Annotated in this window: 20 protein-coding genes; 14 read left to right on the plus strand and 6 right to left on the minus strand. The window is 66.0% G+C overall.

What is annotated here, in order from left to right; all coding sequences use genetic code 11:
- Positions 1–90: 90 nt before the first annotated feature.
- Both LDZ26_RS21995 and LDZ26_RS22000 read right to left on the minus strand, forming a co-directional pair.
- The gene (locus LDZ26_RS21995) at positions 91–597 is read right to left on the minus strand and encodes a spore coat U domain-containing protein (protein WP_244850755.1); all 507 of its coding nucleotides are present in this window, start codon (positions 595–597) and stop codon (positions 91–93) included.
- A gap of 205 nt (positions 598–802) precedes the next feature.
- Positions 803–1,081 (minus strand): hypothetical protein, encoded by a 279-nt coding sequence (locus LDZ26_RS22000; RefSeq protein ID WP_244850756.1) that lies wholly within the window; start codon positions 1,079–1,081, stop codon positions 803–805.
- Positions 1,082–1,452: 371 nt separating this feature from the next.
- On the opposite strand from LDZ26_RS22000, the gene LDZ26_RS22005 reads away from it, so the two are divergent.
- Both LDZ26_RS22005 and LDZ26_RS22010 read left to right on the plus strand, forming a co-directional pair.
- Complete coding sequence (locus LDZ26_RS22005; RefSeq protein WP_244850757.1) at positions 1,453–2,511, plus strand: NAD(P)-dependent alcohol dehydrogenase; 1,059 nt, start codon at positions 1,453–1,455, stop codon at positions 2,509–2,511.
- 20 nt (positions 2,512–2,531) lie between these two features.
- The gene (locus LDZ26_RS22010) at positions 2,532–3,344 is read left to right on the plus strand and encodes an AraC family transcriptional regulator (protein WP_244850758.1); all 813 of its coding nucleotides are present in this window, start codon (positions 2,532–2,534) and stop codon (positions 3,342–3,344) included.
- A gap of 6 nt (positions 3,345–3,350) precedes the next feature.
- On the opposite strand, the gene LDZ26_RS22015 is transcribed toward LDZ26_RS22010, so the two are convergent.
- The gene (locus LDZ26_RS22015; protein WP_244850759.1) at positions 3,351–3,785 is read right to left on the minus strand and encodes a DUF2000 domain-containing protein; all 435 of its coding nucleotides are present in this window, start codon (positions 3,783–3,785) and stop codon (positions 3,351–3,353) included.
- A 205-nt stretch (positions 3,786–3,990) separates the two neighbouring features.
- Between LDZ26_RS22015 and LDZ26_RS22020 the strand changes: the two genes are divergently transcribed.
- The 7 genes from LDZ26_RS22020 to LDZ26_RS22050 all read left to right on the plus strand — a co-directional run bounded on the left by LDZ26_RS22020 (position 3,991) and on the right by LDZ26_RS22050 (position 11,606).
- Positions 3,991–5,331 (plus strand): hypothetical protein, encoded by a 1,341-nt coding sequence (locus LDZ26_RS22020; RefSeq protein ID WP_244850760.1) that lies wholly within the window; start codon positions 3,991–3,993, stop codon positions 5,329–5,331.
- A gap of 143 nt (positions 5,332–5,474) precedes the next feature.
- Positions 5,475–5,822: a hypothetical protein gene (locus LDZ26_RS22025; RefSeq protein ID WP_244850761.1), complete on the plus strand. Its 348-nt coding sequence runs from the start codon at positions 5,475–5,477 to the stop codon at positions 5,820–5,822.
- A 38-nt stretch (positions 5,823–5,860) separates the two neighbouring features.
- On the plus strand, positions 5,861–6,526 hold the full coding sequence (locus LDZ26_RS22030; protein ID WP_244850762.1) for a MarC family protein: 666 nt from the start codon (positions 5,861–5,863) through the stop codon (positions 6,524–6,526).
- 96 nt (positions 6,527–6,622) lie between these two features.
- On the plus strand, positions 6,623–8,368 hold the full coding sequence (gene araD / locus LDZ26_RS22035; RefSeq protein WP_244850763.1) for an L-arabinonate dehydratase: 1,746 nt from the start codon (positions 6,623–6,625) through the stop codon (positions 8,366–8,368).
- Between the two features lie 16 nt (positions 8,369–8,384).
- Positions 8,385–9,119, plus strand: a complete 735-nt coding sequence (locus LDZ26_RS22040) for a ribonuclease activity regulator RraA (RefSeq protein ID WP_244850764.1) — start codon at positions 8,385–8,387, stop codon at positions 9,117–9,119.
- A 111-nt stretch (positions 9,120–9,230) separates the two neighbouring features.
- Positions 9,231–10,502 carry an MFS transporter gene (locus LDZ26_RS22045; RefSeq protein ID WP_244851129.1) on the plus strand — a complete coding sequence of 424 codons (1,272 nt, stop codon included), beginning with the start codon at positions 9,231–9,233 and terminating at the stop codon, positions 10,500–10,502.
- A 45-nt stretch (positions 10,503–10,547) separates the two neighbouring features.
- Positions 10,548–11,606 (plus strand): LacI family DNA-binding transcriptional regulator, encoded by a 1,059-nt coding sequence (locus tag LDZ26_RS22050; RefSeq protein WP_244850765.1) that lies wholly within the window; start codon positions 10,548–10,550, stop codon positions 11,604–11,606.
- A 4-nt stretch (positions 11,607–11,610) separates the two neighbouring features.
- Here the strand turns inward: LDZ26_RS22050 and nudC are convergent, their stop codons facing one another.
- Positions 11,611–12,540, minus strand: coding sequence for an NAD(+) diphosphatase (nudC, locus tag LDZ26_RS22055; RefSeq protein ID WP_244850766.1), 930 nt, complete (start codon positions 12,538–12,540; stop codon positions 11,611–11,613).
- Between the two features lie 236 nt (positions 12,541–12,776).
- On the opposite strand from nudC, the gene LDZ26_RS22060 reads away from it, so the two are divergent.
- Entirely contained in the window at positions 12,777–13,118 is a 342-nt protein-coding gene (locus LDZ26_RS22060; protein WP_244850767.1) for a hypothetical protein, read from the plus strand.
- 22 nt (positions 13,119–13,140) lie between these two features.
- Here LDZ26_RS22060 and LDZ26_RS22065 read toward each other — a convergent pair whose 3' ends face one another.
- Positions 13,141–13,665 (minus strand): response regulator, encoded by a 525-nt coding sequence (locus tag LDZ26_RS22065; protein WP_244850768.1) that lies wholly within the window; start codon positions 13,663–13,665, stop codon positions 13,141–13,143.
- 247 nt (positions 13,666–13,912) lie between these two features.
- Between LDZ26_RS22065 and LDZ26_RS22070 the strand changes: the two genes are divergently transcribed.
- The 4 genes from LDZ26_RS22070 to LDZ26_RS22085 all read left to right on the plus strand — a co-directional run bounded on the left by LDZ26_RS22070 (position 13,913) and on the right by LDZ26_RS22085 (position 17,300).
- Positions 13,913–14,572 (plus strand): glutathione S-transferase family protein, encoded by a 660-nt coding sequence (locus LDZ26_RS22070; RefSeq protein ID WP_244850769.1) that lies wholly within the window; start codon positions 13,913–13,915, stop codon positions 14,570–14,572.
- A 25-nt stretch (positions 14,573–14,597) separates the two neighbouring features.
- Entirely contained in the window at positions 14,598–15,308 is a 711-nt protein-coding gene (locus LDZ26_RS22075; protein WP_244850770.1) for a DUF899 family protein, read from the plus strand.
- A 124-nt stretch (positions 15,309–15,432) separates the two neighbouring features.
- Positions 15,433–16,116, plus strand: a complete 684-nt coding sequence (locus LDZ26_RS22080; protein ID WP_305038323.1) for a septal ring lytic transglycosylase RlpA family protein — start codon at positions 15,433–15,435, stop codon at positions 16,114–16,116.
- Positions 16,117–16,238: 122 nt separating this feature from the next.
- On the plus strand, positions 16,239–17,300 hold the full coding sequence (locus LDZ26_RS22085) for a phytoene/squalene synthase family protein (protein WP_244850771.1): 1,062 nt from the start codon (positions 16,239–16,241) through the stop codon (positions 17,298–17,300).
- Here the strand turns inward: LDZ26_RS22085 and LDZ26_RS22090 are convergent.
- Entirely contained in the window at positions 17,278–18,099 is an 822-nt protein-coding gene (locus LDZ26_RS22090; protein WP_244851130.1) for a LysR substrate-binding domain-containing protein, read from the minus strand. The genes LDZ26_RS22085 and LDZ26_RS22090 overlap by 23 nt on opposite strands.
- Positions 18,100–18,161 lie beyond the last annotated feature (62 nt).

An 18,161-nucleotide genomic window follows, 5' to 3' on the forward strand; every position in this document is an offset into this window, starting at 1 on the left:
CGGTCTCGCCTCATCTGATATATCGCGCGCTGCGTGAGCGCAAGCGCCTCGCATGAGCGAGGCGCCTTGAACATCGACAACAGGTGTCGATCAGAACACGACAGTGGCCGTGACGGTGGACATGTAGGTGTCGGCGGCGGGCGTCGGTTGTGCCGGGACGCGGCCGAAAACGGAGATGGTTTGCGCGCTGCCATTGCCGACACCGGAAACCGTATCGCTGCCGACCGTTTGGCCCCAGATCTGCGTGCGCCCCGAATCGCGGAAGAGGTTGTACTGCACGGTGCCCGTGTTCGCCGCGTTGTTGAGCGTGCGGGCGGAGATGGTGGAGCCGGTCGGGCTGCCGGCGTCGAGCGCCACGTTGTACGGCGTGCCGGTCGTGCAGGTCACGGAAACGTTCGTCGACTGATCGATGTTGTTCGCGATCACACCCGTGGAACCGAAGTCGAGCGGGTTCGCGGCGATGGAGCAGTCGTCCTGGATGGTCAGCGTAACCTGGAAGGTGGCCGTCTTGCTGGCGGCGAACAGACTGGGCGAAACGGAAAGCACTGCGCTGGCGACGAATGCAACGACTGCGGCCTTCTTGAACATGCTCTTCATGCTGAATCTCTCTAGGGGAAGCGATGGGAAACTGTGCTGCCCGGTCTTTGCGATCCCGAACAGCTTCGAGGTGCCCACAGAATAGTCAGAGAGGTTCTAAGAATGAATGAGACGGGTCCTAAATTGAGATGAAGCATTGACGGGCCTTTCTGCGACGCGCCCATCGCTGCCTTCCGAGCGAGCCGGGGCCGACCCGCCAGCCCTTTCAATGCGCCATCGCCATCGCCTTCCCCAACGCCGCCATGCCGAACCGCTGCATGATGAAGCTCTGGAGCACCAGGTAGAGATCCGACTCGCGCGGCCGCGTGCCCCATCGGCTATTGCCCGCCACCGACGCAACGGTGAACCACGAATGCGGCGGAAACAGCTCGACGCGCAACACGTCGCGCTCCAGAATCCGCAGCCGTCCCGTGTCCGGGTGGAACTCGGCGCTGACTGCGCCGGTCGGCAAATCGATGCTCACCGTCATTGCATTCGCTTTCATCGTCGTGGCCCTCTCGTGTTGTGCGTGTTACGCCGGCCGCGTGCATGGCGTCCGGCTCTCTCTCTCGATCGTAGGGCGCAGATGACAAGCGCCACTGTCTTGCGCCGCTCGCAACGCGCGGTATGGCTCGCGCACACCGTTCCAGCAAAGATATTCCGATAGGCATACAGTAACGAGGCTGCGCACCGCCGCCGAAGTATCGGCGGGATCGGCAAGAACGGAGCAGCGGCTCGGGAGCACGATGGCGAGCGTTCGCTGCCGCACATAAAATGCCCGCGCGACCCGTGCGCACACGTCTTTTCAGCCGCGCCTTCCCACTGCGCGAAGGCGCCGGCACCCTGTCCACGCATCAAGATCAAGAGGAAACGACCATGTTCAAAGCCTATTCCTATGCAGCGTCCGCAGCCGACAAGCCGCTCGGCCCGCTCGAGATTCAACGCCGCGATGTCGGCCCGAACGACGTGCGTATCGACATCCTCTTCTGCGGCGTCTGCCACTCCGATCTGCACATGGCGCGCAACGAATGGGGCGGCACCAACTATCCGGTCGTGCCGGGGCACGAGATCGTCGGGCGCGTGACGGAAGTCGGCTCGGACGTGACGAAGTTCAAGGCGGGCGACCTGGCGGGCGTCGGCTGCATGGTGGACTCGTGTCGCGTGTGCGAGGCGTGCAAGGAAGGTCTGGAGCAGTATTGCGAAAGCCCGGAGAGCTTCGTGCAAACCTACAACTCGCCGGACAAGAAGTCGGGCGGCGTGACCTACGGCGGCTATTCGACGTCCATCGTCGTCGATGAAGCCTTCACGTTGCGCGTTCCCGAGAATCTCGAACTGGCCGCGGTCGCGCCGCTCCTGTGCGCGGGCATCACCACGTACTCGCCGCTGCGTCACTGGGGCGTGAAGCAAGGCGACAAGGTCGGCATCGTCGGTCTCGGCGGCCTCGGCCACATGGGCGTGAAGCTGGCTGCCGCGATGGGCGCGCATGTCGTGCTCTTCACGACCTCGCCGAGCAAGATCGAGGATGCGAAGCGTCTGGGCGCGCATGATGTCGTCGTGTCCAAGGACCCGGATCAGATGGCCGCGCACGCGAACAGCTTCGATTTCATCCTGAACACGGTGGCCGCTTCGCACGATCTCGACCAGTTCATCACGCTGCTCAAGCGTGACGGCACCATGACGCTCGTGGGCGTGCCGGAGCATCCGCATCCGTCGCCGTCGGTGGTCAACATGATCTTCAAGCGCCGGTCGCTCGCGGGCTCGCTCATCGGCGGCATTGCGGAGACGCAGGAAATGCTCGATTTCTGCGGCAAGCACGGCATCACGTCCGATATCGAGATGATCCGCATGGACGAGGTCAACACCGCTTACGAGCGCATGTTGAAGAGCGACGTGAAGTACCGCTTCGTGATCGACATGTCGACGATCGAGCGGTAACCGAGCGCAGGCGAATGTCCATGAACGCCCGTCCCACGTCCGATACCCGCATCTGGCGCGCGCCCGATCTCGGCGCGGAACTGCTGCGCGGGCGCTTCGCGGACTTCGCCTACGACGTTCACGCGCACGAGACCGCCTGCTTCGCGCTGCTCACGGGCGGCGCGATTCGCATCCGCATGCGCGGCACCGAGTTCGTCGCGCGGCGCGGCGATCTGTACGCCATCGACGCCGACGAGCCGCACGCCGGCTGGCCCGTCGACGGCGACGGCTGGACGCAGCGCACGCTGTACGTGGACGTCGCGCATCTGCTGGAGTTGACCGGCGAGAGGCGCGCAGGCGGGCTCATCGGTCCGATCATCCGCGATCCGGTGTTGAGCATGGCGCTTCAGGACGTGCATCGGTCGTCGGAAGTGCGCGGGTCGTCGCTGTATCGCGACGAGCGGTATCTCTCGTTCGCGGCGCGGCTCGCGCAACGGCACATGAAGCAGACCACGGCGCCGCGCGAGACGAGCGAGCCGCGCGCCATTGTCACGGCGCGGCGCTTTCTCGAAGATCGACTCGCCGAGCCACTGCGTCTGCATGAAATCGCGACGGCGGCCGACTTGCCGCCGTATCGCCTGTTTCGCGCGTTCAGTCGCGAGACCGGCATGACGCCGCACGAATATCAGCGGCAAGCGCGCGTGCGCCGCGCGATGGCGCTCATCCGGCGCGGCAATGCGCTCTCCGATATCGCTGCCGAAACCGGCTTCGCGGATCAGGCGCATCTGACGCGCACGTTTCGCCGCATGCTCGGCGTGACGCCCGGCGCGTACAAGGCGGCGACGCGCGGCTGACGCGCATCACTTCAAGAGGCCGAGATTCGCGACGGCCTTGCTCACCGGCTTTCTGTCGCCGATCAGCGCGACGCCCACATAACGCAGCGCATCGGTGGCGACCGTTGCGACGGCGTCGCGGAACGCTGCGTAGTCCGTCGTCTGCTGGCCTTGCTCGGGGAACGCGACGACATCGCAATCGGCTGCGAGCGCCTTGCCGCGAATCGTCGCGAGTTCGTCCTGACTGGCTGCGAGCACCGCGATGCCGACCGGAATCAGCCCCGGATGCGCCACGCCCGACGCATCGACGAGCGGTTCGCCGACGAGCGCCGGATGCCGCTGCCCGATGGTCAACGCGAGCACCGCCGCCGCGTTCGCGGCTTTGCCGGCGGGCAGCGCGCGGTCCACCACGATCACGCAGCGTTGCGCTCGCGCGCTGGTTTCTGTCGTCTCGTTTGTCATGGATATCCCCGTTCGGTTGGCAGAAAGCGCAATTGTCGAGGCTTGGGGCGGGCGGCGTCTTGAATCCTGTTGCACGCGCGGACGACGGCGAGCGAAACGCGAACCGCAACGCCTGCGCGGCATGAAACAAAGTGTCCAGCCGCTTGCCGGCAACGCGAAAGCGAACGCAGAATCGGTGATTGCCTGCATCCCTCATCGAGCCTCCATGACGACCCGAGTCATCAGTTTCTTCGCGAGCCGGGACGCGCACGCGTCGTTCGAGAACCACCGGCGCTATTGCGCGCATCGCGGCTACGCGCATGAGTTCGTCGATGCGAGCGGCATCGGCTGGACGCATCTGCGCATGCTGCTGAAGTTCCAGACGCTGTTGCGCGCGCTGCGCGCCGCTGCCGACGGCGACTTCGTGCTGCTGCTTACGCAGGACTGCCTCATCGTGAGCGATATCGCCTGCGAATCGCTGATGGCGGACGCCGACCGCGACGCGTTGATCGTCTCGATGGGCGACGCCGAAAGCGATGCCGTGATCGGCGCGTTCCAGCTTTGGCGCAGTACGCCTGCGTCGCGCGCGCTTGCCGAACGCCTGTGCGCGGGCGCGCGCTTCGGCGGCGCGCTCGCGAGCGAGTCGGCGCTCTTGCGCATGACGGCGCCGCTCGGCTACATGACGCAGGTCGACGGCGTGCATGCCGTCGTGCCCGCGGCGTGGCATATCGATCCGATGTGGGCTCGGGTGCGCGTCTTCGCCATCGCGCTCGCCGATATTCCCGACGCGCCGCCGAACGAGCCGGTTCACGCCGGTCTGCGCGATCTGATCGCCTCGCACGTCAACGCGTGTCAGGCGAAAGGCGAGGCGTATCTGACGCTGCCTGCTGCGGATATCGCGGAGGACGCGTACGAGGCGCTGCGGCCGGATGCGCGCATCGCGCTTGCCATGCTCTATACGCCGAACATTCGCGCGTACGGCGCGATCGCGGAGCGCAATCTGCGGCGCTACTGCGCGCGCCACGGCTATGCATTGCATCTTTATCGCGATATCCCGCACGAATCGCCGCACGGCGCGAGCGGCAACTGGCTCAAGCCGTGGGTGCTGCGTCGACATTTGCCTCAGCACGAATGGGTGTTCTGGATCGACGCGGACGTGCTCGTGATCGACCAGTCGATGCCGCTCGAACGCCTGCTCGACAATCGCGACCGCCTCATCGCGATGGACATGAGCTGGCAGTTCAACTCCGGCATCATGGGCTTCCGGCGCACGCAGGCGAACTTCGACATGCTGGGCGAAGTGGAGCAGGCAATCGGCGGCGTGGCGGACAAGTCGTCGACGTACGCGAGCGGCGGCGATCAGGACACGTTCATCAGGGTGCTCACGCGTCACGGCACGGCAGGCGATGCCGAACTCGTCGACTGCATCACGCTGAACACGCCTTATCAGCTTCAGCGTGCGGACAGCTTCATGGTTCACTACATGCACATGTGGCCGTCGCTGCGCGCGCTCGCCATGCATCACGGCGACCTCGCCAGTCAGATGCTGACCGAGCGCCGCGCATAGCCGCAGACGGCGTTTGCCGCGACGCAATATGCTGAAATGCCACGAGAACCTAGTCGTTACCGGCATTGCAGAGGCGAGGCCGCGACCGTGCCGCCGCATCCGGTGAAGTAAAATGCCAGCCTCCTTTCTTTATACGGCGACGCATGTTGCGCAAGGCCTGGCGCGGAGAAGAACGTTTCTGGAAAGTCTGGTGGCTACTCGGCCTGCCCATCCATCTTGCATGGTGGGCGGTGTACCTGTACCTCTGGGGCACCGGCGTTGCTCCCGAAGCGTTTCTGCTGATTACCATCTGGTTCTGGCCCGGCACGCTGGGCCTGTTCGCCGCGTGCGGCGCGCTCTATCTCGCGTGGTGCACGGCGGCGTGGCGCTGCTCGGGCAACGTCGACCGGCGCATGTGGACGTACGTGGCGCGCGTGCTGATCGGCGTGGGCCTCGGCTCGTTTCTGACCGAATGCGCGCTCATTCTGACCGCGCCGCTCGTTTCCGGCTGAGGACTAGTAACCGCATCGACATCCAAGACCTATCGAGCATGTTCAACGAATTCGTCAAGACCGTGCTCGTGATCGTCGCCGGGCTCTTTCCGATCATCAATCCGCCCGCGGTCGCGCTCGTCGTGCTGAGCATGCTGCCGCATATCAGCGATGCCGAGCGGCAGGAACTCGCCCGGCGGATCTCGTTGAACAGCTTCGTCATTCTGCTGGTGTCGCTGTCGGTGGGCGCGTACGTGCTCAACTTCTTCGGCATCTCCATTCCGGTGCTGCGCGTGGCGGGCGGCATCGTGGTCTCGATGGCGGGCTGGAGCCTCCTTCAGGCTCCCGACGAAGACGCTTCCGCCGAACCCGCGCCCACGCCACGCAGCGGCGCGTCGCTGCGCGCAAAGGCGTTCTATCCGCTGACGCTGCCGATCACCGTCGGCCCCGGCTCGATTGCGGTGGCCATCGCGCTGGGGACCGGCTCGCCGCGCCACGGCTTGCAGCCGGTTCATATCGTCGGCGTGACGGTCGGGCTTCTGCTGCTGTGCGCGAGCATCTACGTCTGCGTGCGCTTCGCCGGGTATCTGGAACGGTTGCTCGGCACCGTCGGCACTCAGGTCGCCATGCGGCTGTTCGCGTTCGTCATCTTCTGCATCGGCGTGCAGATTCTCTGGCTCGGGCTTTCGGAACTGCTCGGGTCCGTTCATCCCATCGTCAAATAGGCTCTGCTGCTCGTAGAAACCCCAAGCGACGCACGCCGATGATAACGCTACCATCGCCGGCATTGACATGGTAACGCTACCATCGAGGAACATCGCTTGGCCTACGATCCCACCAAACGCAAGACGCCCGAGGAACTGCGCAGTTATCGCTGGTACGGCGTGAACGACCTGCGCTCGTTCGGGCACCGCTCGCGCACCGCGCAGATGGGCTATCACTCGTCCGATTACATGGGCAAGCCGGTCATCGCCGTGGTGAACACGTGGAGCGAGATCAACTCGTGCCACACGCACTTCAAGCAGCGCGTCGAGGAAGTGAAGCGCGGCATCTGGCAGGCGGGCGGTTTTCCGGTGGAAATGCCCGTGATGACGCTCGCCGAGCCGTTTCAAAAGCCGACGACCATGCTCTATCGCAACTTCCTCGCGATGGAAGTGGAAGAACTGCTGCGCTCTTATCCGTTCGACGGCTGCGTGCTGATGGGCGGCTGCGACAAGACCACGCCCGGCCTCTTGATGGGCGCGATCAGCATGGACCTGCCCGCCATCTATCTTCCCGCCGGGCCGATGCTGCGCGGCGACTGGAACGGCCGCACGCTCGGCAGCGGCTCTGACACGTGGAAGTACTGGGCGGAACTGCGCGCGGGCAAGATCACCGAGGACGAGTGGAAGGGCGTCGAAAGCGGCATCGCGCGCTCGCCGGGTCATTGCATGACGATGGGCACCGCCTCGACGATGACGAGCGCCACCGAAGCGCTGGGCCTCACGTTGCCGGGCTTCGCGTCGATCCCGGCGGTGGACTCGCGGCACGCGCAGTATGCGTCGCTGACGGGGCAGCGCATCGTCGAGATGGTGTGGACCGATCTGAAGCCGTCCGACATTCTCACGCCGAAATCCTTCGACAACGCCGTCACCACCGTGCTCGCGATGTCCGGCTCGACCAACGCCATCGTGCATCTGGTGGCGGTCGCGCGGCGCGCGGGCGTGCCGCTCACGACCGCGCGCTTCGACGAACTGTCGCGCGTGACGCCGGTCATCGCCAACTTGCGGCCGGCCGGCCAGTATCTGATGGAAGACTTCTTCTATGCCGGAGGCCTGCGCGCGCTGCTCGCCGAACTCGGCGATTTGATCGACGGCTCGCAACTAACTGTCAATGGCGCAACGCTCGGCGAAAACATCGCGGGCGCGGAAATTTTCAATGACGACGTGATTCGCCGGCTCGCCAATCCGCTCGTGCCGAACGACGGCCTTGCCGTGCTCACCGGCAACCTCGCGCCCGATGGCGCCGTCATCAAGCCGGCGGCGATGGAAGCGCATCTGCTGAAGCATCGCGGGCCGGCGGTCGTGTTCAAGGACTACGGCGACATGGCCGCGCGCATCGACGACGAAGCCCTCGATATCACCGCCGATTCCGTGATCGTCCTTCAGCACGCGGGGCCGGTCGGCGCGCCGGGCATGCCGGAGTGGGGCCAGTTGCCGATTCCGCAGAAGCTCCTGAAGCAGGGCGTGCGCGACATGGTTCGCATCTCGGACGCGCGCATGAGCGGCACGAGCTACGGCGCGTGCGTGCTGCACGTCGCGCCGGAATCGTTCGTCGGCGGGCCGCTCGCGCTGGTGCAGGACGGCGACATCGTCGAACTGGACGTGCCCGCGCGCCGCCTGCATCTCGAAGTCAGCGACGAAGAACTCGCCGCGCGCAAAGCCGCCTGGACGCCGCCGAAGCGCCCGTTCGAACGCGGCTTCGGCGTCATGCATCAACTGCACGTGACGCAGGCGAACAAGGGCTGCGACTTCGATTTCCTCGAAGAGAAGACGGCCGCGCACGGCGGCGAGCCGGAAATCCACTGAACACGATATCCACACCATGACGACACAAGACATCGCCATCTCCGACGAAACGCTCGACTTGCTGCGCCACGTCAGCACCGCGACGCTCACGACGCAACTCTTCAAGCGAGGCCTGCGCAACGTGTTTTTGCAGGGCGTCGCGCCGCTCGTGAAGCCCGCTAAGGGCGCGCCGAATCTCGTCGGTCCGGCCTTCACGCTGCGCAACATTCCGGCGCGCGAAGATATCGATCACGTCGGCGTGTTTCAGGACCCGGACCATCCGCAGCGCAAGGCGGTGGAGAGCGCGCCGCCGGGCAGCGTGCTCGTGCAGGATTGCCGCGGCGATCGCACGGTGGCATCGACCGGTTCCATTCTCACGACGCGCCTGAAGGTGCGCGGCGTCGCGGGCATGGTGTCGGACGGCTGCGTGCGCGACAGCGGCACCATCGGCGAGATCGGGCTGCCGCTTTTCTGCGCCGGCGCGAGCGCGCCGCTCAATCTCGCGAAGCATCACGCGGTGGACATGAACGTGCCGATCGCGTGCGGCGGCGTGGCGGTGTATCCGGGCGACATCGTCGTCGGCGATGTCGATGGCGTCGTGATCGTGCCGCGTCACATGGCCGAGCAGGTCGCGAAGGATGCCGCCGAGCAGGAACTGCTCGAAGAGTTCGTGACAACGCGAGTGGAAGCGGGCGCGATGCTGCGCGGCACGTATCCGCCGAATGAGGAAACGCTCGCGGCGTATGCCGAATGGCGCAAGCAGCGCGGATAAGCTCGACCGCCCCGCACTGGAGACACCGTGAACACCCGATCGCCGCTTCCCCGTCATGCGCCGCCGACCGTCGACGAGCCGCGTCTCATCAACCGCCTGGCATGGCGGTTGATGCCGCTCGTCGGCCTGCTGTATCTCGTCGCGTATATCGACCGCTCGAACATCGGCTTCGCGAAGCTGCAGATGCTCGGCAGCCTGGGCATCTCCGAAGTGGCGTACGGGCTCGGCGCGTCGCTGTTTTTCATCGGCTATCTGATCTTCGAGATTCCGAGCAACGTGCTGCTGCACAAGTACGGCGCGCCGCGCTGGATCGCGCGGATCATGCTGACGTGGGGCGTCGTCACGATCCTGCTCGCGTTCACCACGAACGCGACCATGTTCTACATCCTGCGGTTCTTGCTCGGCGCGTCCGAGGCGGGGCTGTATCCCGGCGTCATCTATTACCTCACGCTGTGGTTTCCGCAGCGGCATCGCGTGCGCATGCTCGGGTACTTCACGCTCGGCAGCAGCATCGGCAACATGGTCGGCGCGCCGATCTGCGGCTACCTGCTCGACAAGGCGTGGTTCGGCCTGCAAGGCTGGCAGTTGGTCTTCATCGTGACGGGCGTGCCGTCGGTGCTGCTCACGGTGGTCGTGCTGTTGTGGCTCCCGGCATCGCCGAAGAAAGCGCGTTTTCTCTCCGACGGCGAAAAACACTGGCTCGACGCCACGCTCGAAACCGAACGCCAACAGGCGAAAAAAGCCGAGACGAGCGACGCCAACGTCATGCGCGTGCTGACGGAACCGCGCGTGATCGGCATGGCGCTCTACTACATGATGCTGTCGATGTCCGTCTATGGCGTCAGCTACTGGCTGCCGACGCTTGTGAAGGGCTTCGGCGTGTCGAACACGATAAACGGCCTGCTCAACATCGTGCCGTGGCTCGCGGCGACCGTCGTGCTGGCGTGGCTGCCCGCGAAGCTGCGCGCGGCGAACGGCTCCGACCGCCGCACGACCATGGCGATGCTCACTGCCGCGCTGCTCGGCGTCGTCTTCTTCCTCGCGAGCGTGTTCCTGCCGACCAACACGCTGCGCTTCATCGCGCTTTGCCTCGGCGCGCCGTGCATGTATCTGCTGCTGCCGTGCTTCTGGACGATTCCGCCGAAGTTCCTGACCGGCGCGCGCGCGGCGGCGGGCATCGCGGCGATCAATTCGCTCGGCAATGTCGGCGGGTTCATCGCGCAGAATCTGGTGCCGTGGGTGCGGCAGACGAGCGGCAGCGTGAAGGCGCCGATGCTGATTCCGGCTGCGTGCCTGCTGATTTTCGCCGTCGTGACGATGCTGCTGATGCGGCGCGGGAACACGCGCGGCGACGCGGCCGTCGATGCGCCGGTAAAGGCCTAAAATGGCGCGCTTCTTTCGATCCGCCTCCGACGCGCCAATCCATGCATGACCAAGCTCGCCGATATCTCTGATGAGGCCGCAAAGGCGGGCGCAGCGCCGCGCCGCACGCGCGGCACGCCGAAGGGCGTGCGCATCACGGACGTGGCGGCGTCCGCGGGCGTCTCGCCGATCACCGTCTCACGCGTGTTCAACGCGCCGGAGACGGTCGCGCCCGAGACGCTCGCCCGCGTGCGCCGCGCGGTGAGCGAACTCGGCTACGTGCCGAACCGGCTCGCGGGCGGTTTGTCGTCGGCGAAATCGCGGCTGATCGCGGCCATCGTGCCGACCGTCGCGCATTCGCTCTTCTCGGAAACGGTGCAGGTGTTCAGCGATACCATGTCGCGCGCCGGCTATCAGGTGCTGCTCGGCCTGTCGGGCTATAGCGACGAGAACGAAGATCAACTGCTCGACGCCGTGCTGAGCCGCCGTCCGGAAGGCGTGTTGCTGACGGGCGTCGCGCATACGCCGACGCTGCGTGAACGGCTGCGCAAGATCGGCATTCCGATTGTCGAGACGTGGGACATGACCGACGACCCGATCGACATGCTCGTCGGCTTTTCGCACTATCGGATCGGCGCGGCGGTGGCGGAGCGCTTCGTCGCGCGGGGCGCGGCACATCCGGCGCTCGTCTGCGCGACGGATCAGCGGGCGCTCGCGCGGCGGCGCGGTTTCATCGACACGCTCGCTTTGCACGGCATGCGCGACATCGCCGATGTGCTGATGCCGCCGCCTTCGTCGGTGGCGCTCGGGAAAGACGCGCTGCGGCGCATTCAGGAGTCGACGCCCGAGGTCGACGCGATATTCTGCAGTTCGGATCTGCTCGCGCTCGGCGTGGTCTCCGAGGCGCGGCGGCTCCGCCTCGACGTGCCCGCGCGGCTCGCCGTCTGCGGCTTCGGCGACCTCGACTTCGCCGCCGACACGACGCCCGCGCTCACCACGGTGCGCGTCGATGGCAAGCGCATCGGCGCGACCGCTGCGCGCTGCCTGATCGACCGGCTCGGCGGCGCCGCGCCGGTTGCGCCGGTCGATGTCGGCTTCGAGATCATCGAGCGCGAGACGCTCTGAGGCTTCAGTCGCCTTCGACGAACGCCTTCAGCAAGTGATGCGCGATGGCGAAAGCCTTCGGCGCGTTCAATCCCTGCGGATGCGTGCCGTCGAGCATCGCGCGGACTTCGTCGCGGCTGAACCAGCGGGCGTCTTCGAGTTCTTTTTCGTCGACGGTGATCTCCGTGCCCGTCGCGCGGGCGAAGCAGCCGATCATCAGCGACGACGGAAACGGCCACGGCTGCGACGCGAAGTACCGCACGTCGGCGCAGCGAATGCCGGCTTCCTCCAGCACTTCCCGATACACCGCGTGCTCGAACGTCTCGCCCGGCTCGATGAAGCCGGCGAGCGCGGAGTACATGCCGGTCGCGAATTGCGGCTGGCGGCCGAGCAGGCAGCGTTCGCCATCGGTGACGAGCATGATGACCACTGGATCGACGCGCGGAAAGTGCTGCGCGTCGCAGTGGCCGCAAATTCGCCGCCAGCCGGCGCCCGCGCTGTCCGTCGGATTGCCGCAGTTTGCGCAGAAGCGGTGCCGCCGATGCCAGTCGAGCATCGACCGCGCCTCGCCGAGCGCGCTCACGAGCGGCGGCGCGACGAGCCCTTGCATGGCGACCGGGCGCAGTTCGATCGCTTCGACGGCAGCGCCCGGAAGCGCCTCGGCGGCGGCCTCGGCGGTCGTATCGATTGTGCAGGCGAAGACCGCGCGCCGGTCGGCGTCGCGCCCGAGCAGCACGGTTTGCAGCGGCGTGCCGAACTGCGCGGCTTCGTGCGCGGGAAAAAGCGGATCGTGGCCATCCGTGCGCTTGAACAGCGGCACGTTATTCACGAAAAGCAGAAAGCGCGTCGCGGCGTCGTCGTGGAGGCTCGCGAGAAACGCTTCGTCGTCGCGCTTCTCGGACATGCGGTCGAGCGGATCTTGCGTGAAACCGATGGCGTCTGGCGGCGTGGGCATGGTGTGTCCGAAGGTCGGCGGCGCGCGCCGGGGAAAGAGTCCGGGGAAGAGTCAAGCGAGCATCGTAGCGAAGTTGCCGCATCCTTGCTGACGGAGGCGCGGTCGTGGCGACGCGGCTTTCATCGCCGACAGAAACGTGCGATCAAACAGCGCGCGCCGTTTAGGAATCGTCCGCCGGCGCGCGCCGATGCGCGGCTTCTAGAGTTTCGGTCCCCCAATTCGGAAAGGAGACGCTCGTGGAGTCGAACGTGACGGTGTCGGTCAACGAGAACGGCCATGCGGTCATCACGCACGCAATGCCGCTGGTGGACTATTGCGTGAAGCGCGCGCAGACGCTGCGCGCGATGGTCGAAGTCGTAAGCAGCGCGCACGGCCATATGGACGGCGCGAGCGAGTGCTCGCCCGCGCTCGCGAAACCGCTGATGGAACTCATCCGCACGCAAGTCGAAGAACTCGCGCCGCTTTTCCGGGCGCTCGATCAACGCGCGTACGAGAAAGGGTTCGACGACGGCAAGGACGTGAGCTACCCGAACAAGAAGGCACGCGAAGTCCCGAACGACGCTTCGCGGTCAGCGTGAGGCGTGAGTCACGCGAGCGAAGTCACATGCGGGCGGCGAGCGTCGTCGCGCTCACGCGGACTTCGCGATAGATCGTGTTCGGATCGAACGCCTGCGCGTTGCGGCGTTCGCTTTGGAGGCAAGACGCGATGCGCGGCGAGATCACCCCTTTCACGCCCGACAGCACGCGCTCACAGACGCGCCCGAGGTCTTTCAAGTCGTCGCGCGTACTCGCTGTGCCGTCTGCGCCCGCGCGCTGCATCGCGCGAATGGCGAGTGGATCGCTCTCGGTGGTGAACGCGACGAGCGGCGTGTGCGGCACGCATTCGCGGAGCTTGCGCAGAATGCCGAACCGGTCGGCCGCCGGGCGCGCTTGCGCACCGAGCGCGCAGCCCACGATCACCAGTTCGCCGTCCGCGCCGCGCAACTTCGACAGCAATTGCTCTTCGCCCGTCGCGCTCGCGACCACGCGATAACGCTCGCGCGTCTCGAACCACGTCTGTAGTCCGAGCACGATAACCGGCTGCTCGTCTGCGATCACGACTCTTATCTTGTCAGTGCGTAACATTTCTTGCCTCGACTCATTGATTGTTTCGTCATTTCCGGACGAGCGGTTCTCGTGACAGCTTCGCGGCGGAACCTCGCACGGTAGCAAAGGCCCGGTCCGGCGACAATGCGGCGCGCGCCGACGCTGCATCGCACAACAAAATTTTCTCGTTCGGCTGCGCGAAGTTGTCGATTCGCCGCCACGTCGCTCGTCGTCCATGTAGCCGGCCATGCAGCGCGCCGTCCATTGGTTCCAGCGGAGTCTGCCGATGAGTCTGATCCTTTATGCCCATCCTTTTTCATCCTACTGTCAGAAGGCGCTGATTGCGCTCTATGAGAACGCGACGCCGTTTGCCTGGCGGCCGCTCACGCCCGACGCGCCGCAGTCCACGCGCGAACTCGCCGAGATATGGCCCATCAGAAAATTTCCGGTGCTGGTCGACGGCGGCAAGCCGGTGATCGAAGCGACGATCATCATCGAATATCTGGACGTGTTCTATCCCGGCCCCGTGCGCCTCATTCCGGACGATCCGCGCGCGGCGCTCGAAGTGCGCTGGATGGACCGCTTCTTCGACAATTACGTGGCCACACCGCAGCAGAAGATCGTGTTCGACTGCATGCGGGCCGAGAATGAACGCGATGCCCGCGGCGTCGCGGACGCCCGAGCGATGCTCGACACGTCCTACGCGTTTCTGGACCGCGTGATGGCGAACCGCGAATGGGCCGCGGGCGATGCCTTCAGCCTCGCCGACTGCGCCGCCGCGCCGTTCCTGTTCTACGCGGACTGGACGCACCGGATCGGCGACGCTTATCCGAATGTGATCGCGTATCGCAAGCGGCTGCTCGCGCGGCCGTCGTTCGCGCGGGCGGTCGACGAGGCGCGGCCGTATCGGCCGCTCTTTCCGCTCGGCGCGCCGGATCGCGATTGAGCGAGTTCAACTCAGGAGAGCCAGCATGACATCACCAACGACGACACGTGTTCCGGCCGCCGAGTTGGCGAACCGCGCCAGCATGCGGTTTCCGAACGAAAGCGCCGAATACCGCCGGGCGCGCACCGCGTTGCTCGCGGAGGAAATCGAGTTGCGGCGGCACATCGAACGCGTCGCGCAGATGCGGCGCGCGCTGCCGCCCGGCGGCGAGGTCACGGGCGACTACCGCTTCGAAGGCGAGCACGGTGTCGTCGATATGGCCGGTCTTTTCGGCGACAAGCAAACGCTCGTGACGTACAGCTACATGTTCGGGCCGCAACGCGAGCGCCCGTGTCCGATGTGCACGTCGCTGCTCTCGGCGTGGGAAGGCGAAGCGCGCGATATCGAACAGCGCGTCGCGCTCGCGGTGATCGCGCGCTCGCCGCTGCCACGGCTTATTGCGTTCAAGCGGGAACGCGGCTGGCGCGACCTCAAGCTGTACTCCGATGTGAACGGCAATTTCAGCCGCGATTACCACGCCGTTTCGAAAGAGGGCGGCGACGAGCCCGCGCTCAACGTGTTCACGCGGCGCGATGGCGTGATCCGCCATTTCTGGAGCGGCGAAATGGATTTCGCGACGGCCGATCCGGGCGAAGATCCGCGCGGCGCGCCGGACCCGATGCCGCTTTGGACCGTGCTCGACATGACGCCGGAAGGACGCGGCACCGACTGGTATCCGAAGCTCGAATACGTCTGAGGCACCTGCGGCGTATCTGTCAACTTGAGTCATATCTGCGCGACGCGAGTCAACTGCCGCAGCGACATTGCGTTATGGGCGAGCCGGTTCTGGGTGAACCGGCGTTACATGGAGAAGCTCGCTCATGGTCGCAAAGGCCTGGATTCGCCGTTCGCGCGTGGCCGGTGTCGCATCGGTCGGCGCATGGATGCTGCTGAGCGGCTGCGCGGCACATCGGCCCGCGGTCGCAACGCCGCCGCCGCAGAAAAAACCGCAAGAGGAAAGCGCGCCCGCAGCGGCATCGGCGGGGGATGCGGTGATGGCGGCGGCGGCTGAGCCGTCCTCATCGCCGTCGTCATCGCCTGAAACCGCGTTCGACGACGCATCGCCTGCGTTCCGGCAAGTCGGCGAGGCGTCGTACTACAGCCGCAAGTTTCAGGGCCGTCGCACGGCGAGCGGCGAGCGGTATGACATGCATGCGCTCACGGCGGCGCATCGCACGTTGCCGCTCGGCTCGTATGTGCGGGTGAGCAACCTGTCGAGAACGAAGTCGGTCGTCGTGCGAATCAACGATCGCGGGCCGTTCGTGAAGACGCGCGTGATCGATCTATCGTTCGCCGCCGCGAGCGTGCTCGGACTGCAACACGCCGGGCGCGCGCGCGTCGTCCTCGAACCGGTGACGCCAGTCGCGCTGGAACTCGCGCCGACGCACGCCGCTTCGGCTCACGCCGCTCAGACCCGGCAGCATCGCCACGCGAGAGCGGCCGTCAAGCCGGTGACGCTGCATATCTCGCATGTCCGGCATCGCGCGTCCGCGCACAAGCACTAGCGGACAAGCGCACAAGCGCACAAGCGCACAAGCGCAGCGAATGCGCTAGCGAATCCGCACGGACGGATACAATGCGGCGGCGCGCACGGCCGCGCGCCTCGCCGAGTCATCCGATCCGACACATGAACCCATCACCCCGCGCGTTTTTGCTTGGCCCGTTGCTGAAGCGCGTTTCCCGGTCTTTCTATCTGACGCTGCGCATTCTGCCGCCCGGCATGCGCGACCCCATCGGACTCGCGTATCTGCTTGCACGGGCGGCCGATACCATCGCGGATACGTCGCTCGTTGCGCCGGAGCGGCGTCTCGCGTTGCTGCTGTCGCTGCGCGCGCAGGTCAACGGCGAGCCGGACGACGGCGCGCTCTCGCGCATCGAGGGCGAAGTGGCGGGACAGCAAGCGCAGCCCGACGAACGCACGCTGCTCGAATCGCTGGGCGCGGCGCTCGCGATCCTGCGCGAGACGAACGCCGCCGACCGCGCCGCCGTGCGCGATATCGTCACGACGCTGAGCACCGGCATGGAGTTCGATCTGCGCACGTTCCCCGACGAAACGTCCGGGCAAGTCATCGCCCTGCAACGCTTCGACGAACTCGACCGCTATACGTATCTCGTCGCGGGATGCGTCGGCGAGTTCTGGACGAAGATGACCTACGCGCACAGCCCGGCCAAGCTGAAGGCCGCGCCCGACGCCATGCTCGCGCGAGGCGTGCGCTTCGGCAAGGCGTTGCAGATGACGAACGTGCTGCGCGATTGCGCGCGCGATCTGCGCATCGGCCGATGCTATCTGCCCGGCGACATGCTCGCGCGTCATGGCCTGACGCCGACGGATCTGCTCGACGTAGGCGCGTCGGCGCGTGCGCGGCCCGTGCTCGCGGACCTGCTGCGCACGACACTCGCGCTGTATCGCGACGCGCTCGACTACACCTTCGCCATTCCCGCGAGCGCCGTGCGGCTGCGGCTCGCGTGCCTGTGGCCGATCATGATCGGCCTGGAGACGCTCGTGCTGCTCGCGCGCAACGACGCGTGGCTCGACCCCGCGCGGGTCTCGAAGGTTCGCCGCAACGACGTCTATCGCATCATGGCTGCGTCGCTGCCGCTGGTGGCATCGGATCGATTACTGCGCGCGTGGGCGTCGCGTCGCATGGGCGCGATCGAAGCGGAACTCAACGCCGCAATTCCGCGATGATGCGCTCCGCCAGAAAATCGCACGGCGGACGCTTCGAGGCCGCGCTGCGCGCGAGCACCACTTCCAGCGCTGCGATTTCCGGCAGCCCGTGCGGCTGCCCGAGCAGCGTGAAACGCGACGGCACTGCGCATTTCGCAAGCGGCGCGACGGCGAGACCGGCTTCGACCATCGTCAAGAGTCCGAGCAGGCTAGGACTTTCGTAAGACGTGCGATAGCCGATGCGCGCCCGCTCCAGACTGCGAATGGCGTTCTCGCGCGCGACGCTGCCCGGCAGAAACACCGCGATCGGCAGCGGCCGCTCGCGCCAGATTTCGTTGGCGCTCGGCGCGGCGGCCCAGACCATCGGCTCGTGCCGCAAAAATTCGCCCGTGATGCCCTTGATGCGCGTCGCGCAGACGAGATCGACCGCGCCGTCTTTGAGCATTGGCGCGAGCGCGGCGCTCGGCAGGCCGACCACCTGAATCTCGACCTTCGGATACGTCGCTGAGAACTTCTTGAGAATCGGCGGAAAGAGCGACGACGCGTAGTCGTCCGGTACGCCGATCACCACGCGCCCGGTCACATCGGGCCGCACGACCGCCGCCCACGCTTCGTCGCGCAGCGCGATCATGCGGCGCGCGTAGGCGAGCAGCACTTCGCCGTCTTGCGTGGGCACCACGCTGCGCGGCTTGCGCACGAAGAGCGCCTTGCCGAGCGCGGTTTCGAGCGTCTTGATCTGCATGCTCACGGCCGACTGCGAGCGATGCACCAATTCCGCCGCGCGGCTGATGTTTCCGGTGTCGGCGACGGCGACGATCATTGAGAGAACGTCGAGGTCGAGGGCTTTTACGTTCGTGGTCAAGAGGGTGTGCCATCAGAAAA

This window comes from Caballeronia sp. SL2Y3, assembly GCF_022879575.1.
Classification (GTDB): domain Bacteria; phylum Pseudomonadota; class Gammaproteobacteria; order Burkholderiales; family Burkholderiaceae; genus Caballeronia.

Coding starts and splice junctions, on each gene's coding strand:
- LDZ26_RS22005 (WP_244850757.1), top strand. CDS start 1,453: ATGTTCAAAGCCTATTCCTATGCAGCGTCCGCAGCCGACAAGCCGCTC.
- LDZ26_RS22040 (WP_244850764.1), top strand. CDS start 8,385: ATGACGACACAAGACATCGCCATCTCCGACGAAACGCTCGACTTGCTG.
- LDZ26_RS22010 (WP_244850758.1), top strand. CDS start 2,532: ATGAACGCCCGTCCCACGTCCGATACCCGCATCTGGCGCGCGCCCGAT.
- LDZ26_RS22070 (WP_244850769.1), top strand. CDS start 13,913: ATGAGTCTGATCCTTTATGCCCATCCTTTTTCATCCTACTGTCAGAAG.
- LDZ26_RS21995 (WP_244850755.1), bottom strand. CDS start 597: ATGAAGAGCATGTTCAAGAAGGCCGCAGTCGTTGCATTCGTCGCCAGC.
- LDZ26_RS22050 (WP_244850765.1), top strand. CDS start 10,548: ATGACCAAGCTCGCCGATATCTCTGATGAGGCCGCAAAGGCGGGCGCA.
- LDZ26_RS22015 (WP_244850759.1), bottom strand. CDS start 3,785: ATGACAAACGAGACGACAGAAACCAGCGCGCGAGCGCAACGCTGCGTG.
- LDZ26_RS22075 (WP_244850770.1), top strand. CDS start 14,598: ATGACATCACCAACGACGACACGTGTTCCGGCCGCCGAGTTGGCGAAC.
- LDZ26_RS22030 (WP_244850762.1), top strand. CDS start 5,861: ATGTTCAACGAATTCGTCAAGACCGTGCTCGTGATCGTCGCCGGGCTC.
- nudC (WP_244850766.1), bottom strand. CDS start 12,540: ATGCCCACGCCGCCAGACGCCATCGGTTTCACGCAAGATCCGCTCGAC.
- LDZ26_RS22085 (WP_244850771.1), top strand. CDS start 16,239: ATGAACCCATCACCCCGCGCGTTTTTGCTTGGCCCGTTGCTGAAGCGC.
- LDZ26_RS22090 (WP_244851130.1), bottom strand. CDS start 18,099: ATGATCGTCGCCGTCGCCGACACCGGAAACATCAGCCGCGCGGCGGAA.
- LDZ26_RS22000 (WP_244850756.1), bottom strand. CDS start 1,081: ATGAAAGCGAATGCAATGACGGTGAGCATCGATTTGCCGACCGGCGCA.
- LDZ26_RS22025 (WP_244850761.1), top strand. CDS start 5,475: ATGTTGCGCAAGGCCTGGCGCGGAGAAGAACGTTTCTGGAAAGTCTGG.
- LDZ26_RS22020 (WP_244850760.1), top strand. CDS start 3,991: ATGACGACCCGAGTCATCAGTTTCTTCGCGAGCCGGGACGCGCACGCG.
- LDZ26_RS22045 (WP_244851129.1), top strand. CDS start 9,231: ATGCCGCTCGTCGGCCTGCTGTATCTCGTCGCGTATATCGACCGCTCG.
- LDZ26_RS22065 (WP_244850768.1), bottom strand. CDS start 13,665: ATGTTACGCACTGACAAGATAAGAGTCGTGATCGCAGACGAGCAGCCG.
- LDZ26_RS22080 (WP_305038323.1), top strand. CDS start 15,433: ATGGTCGCAAAGGCCTGGATTCGCCGTTCGCGCGTGGCCGGTGTCGCA.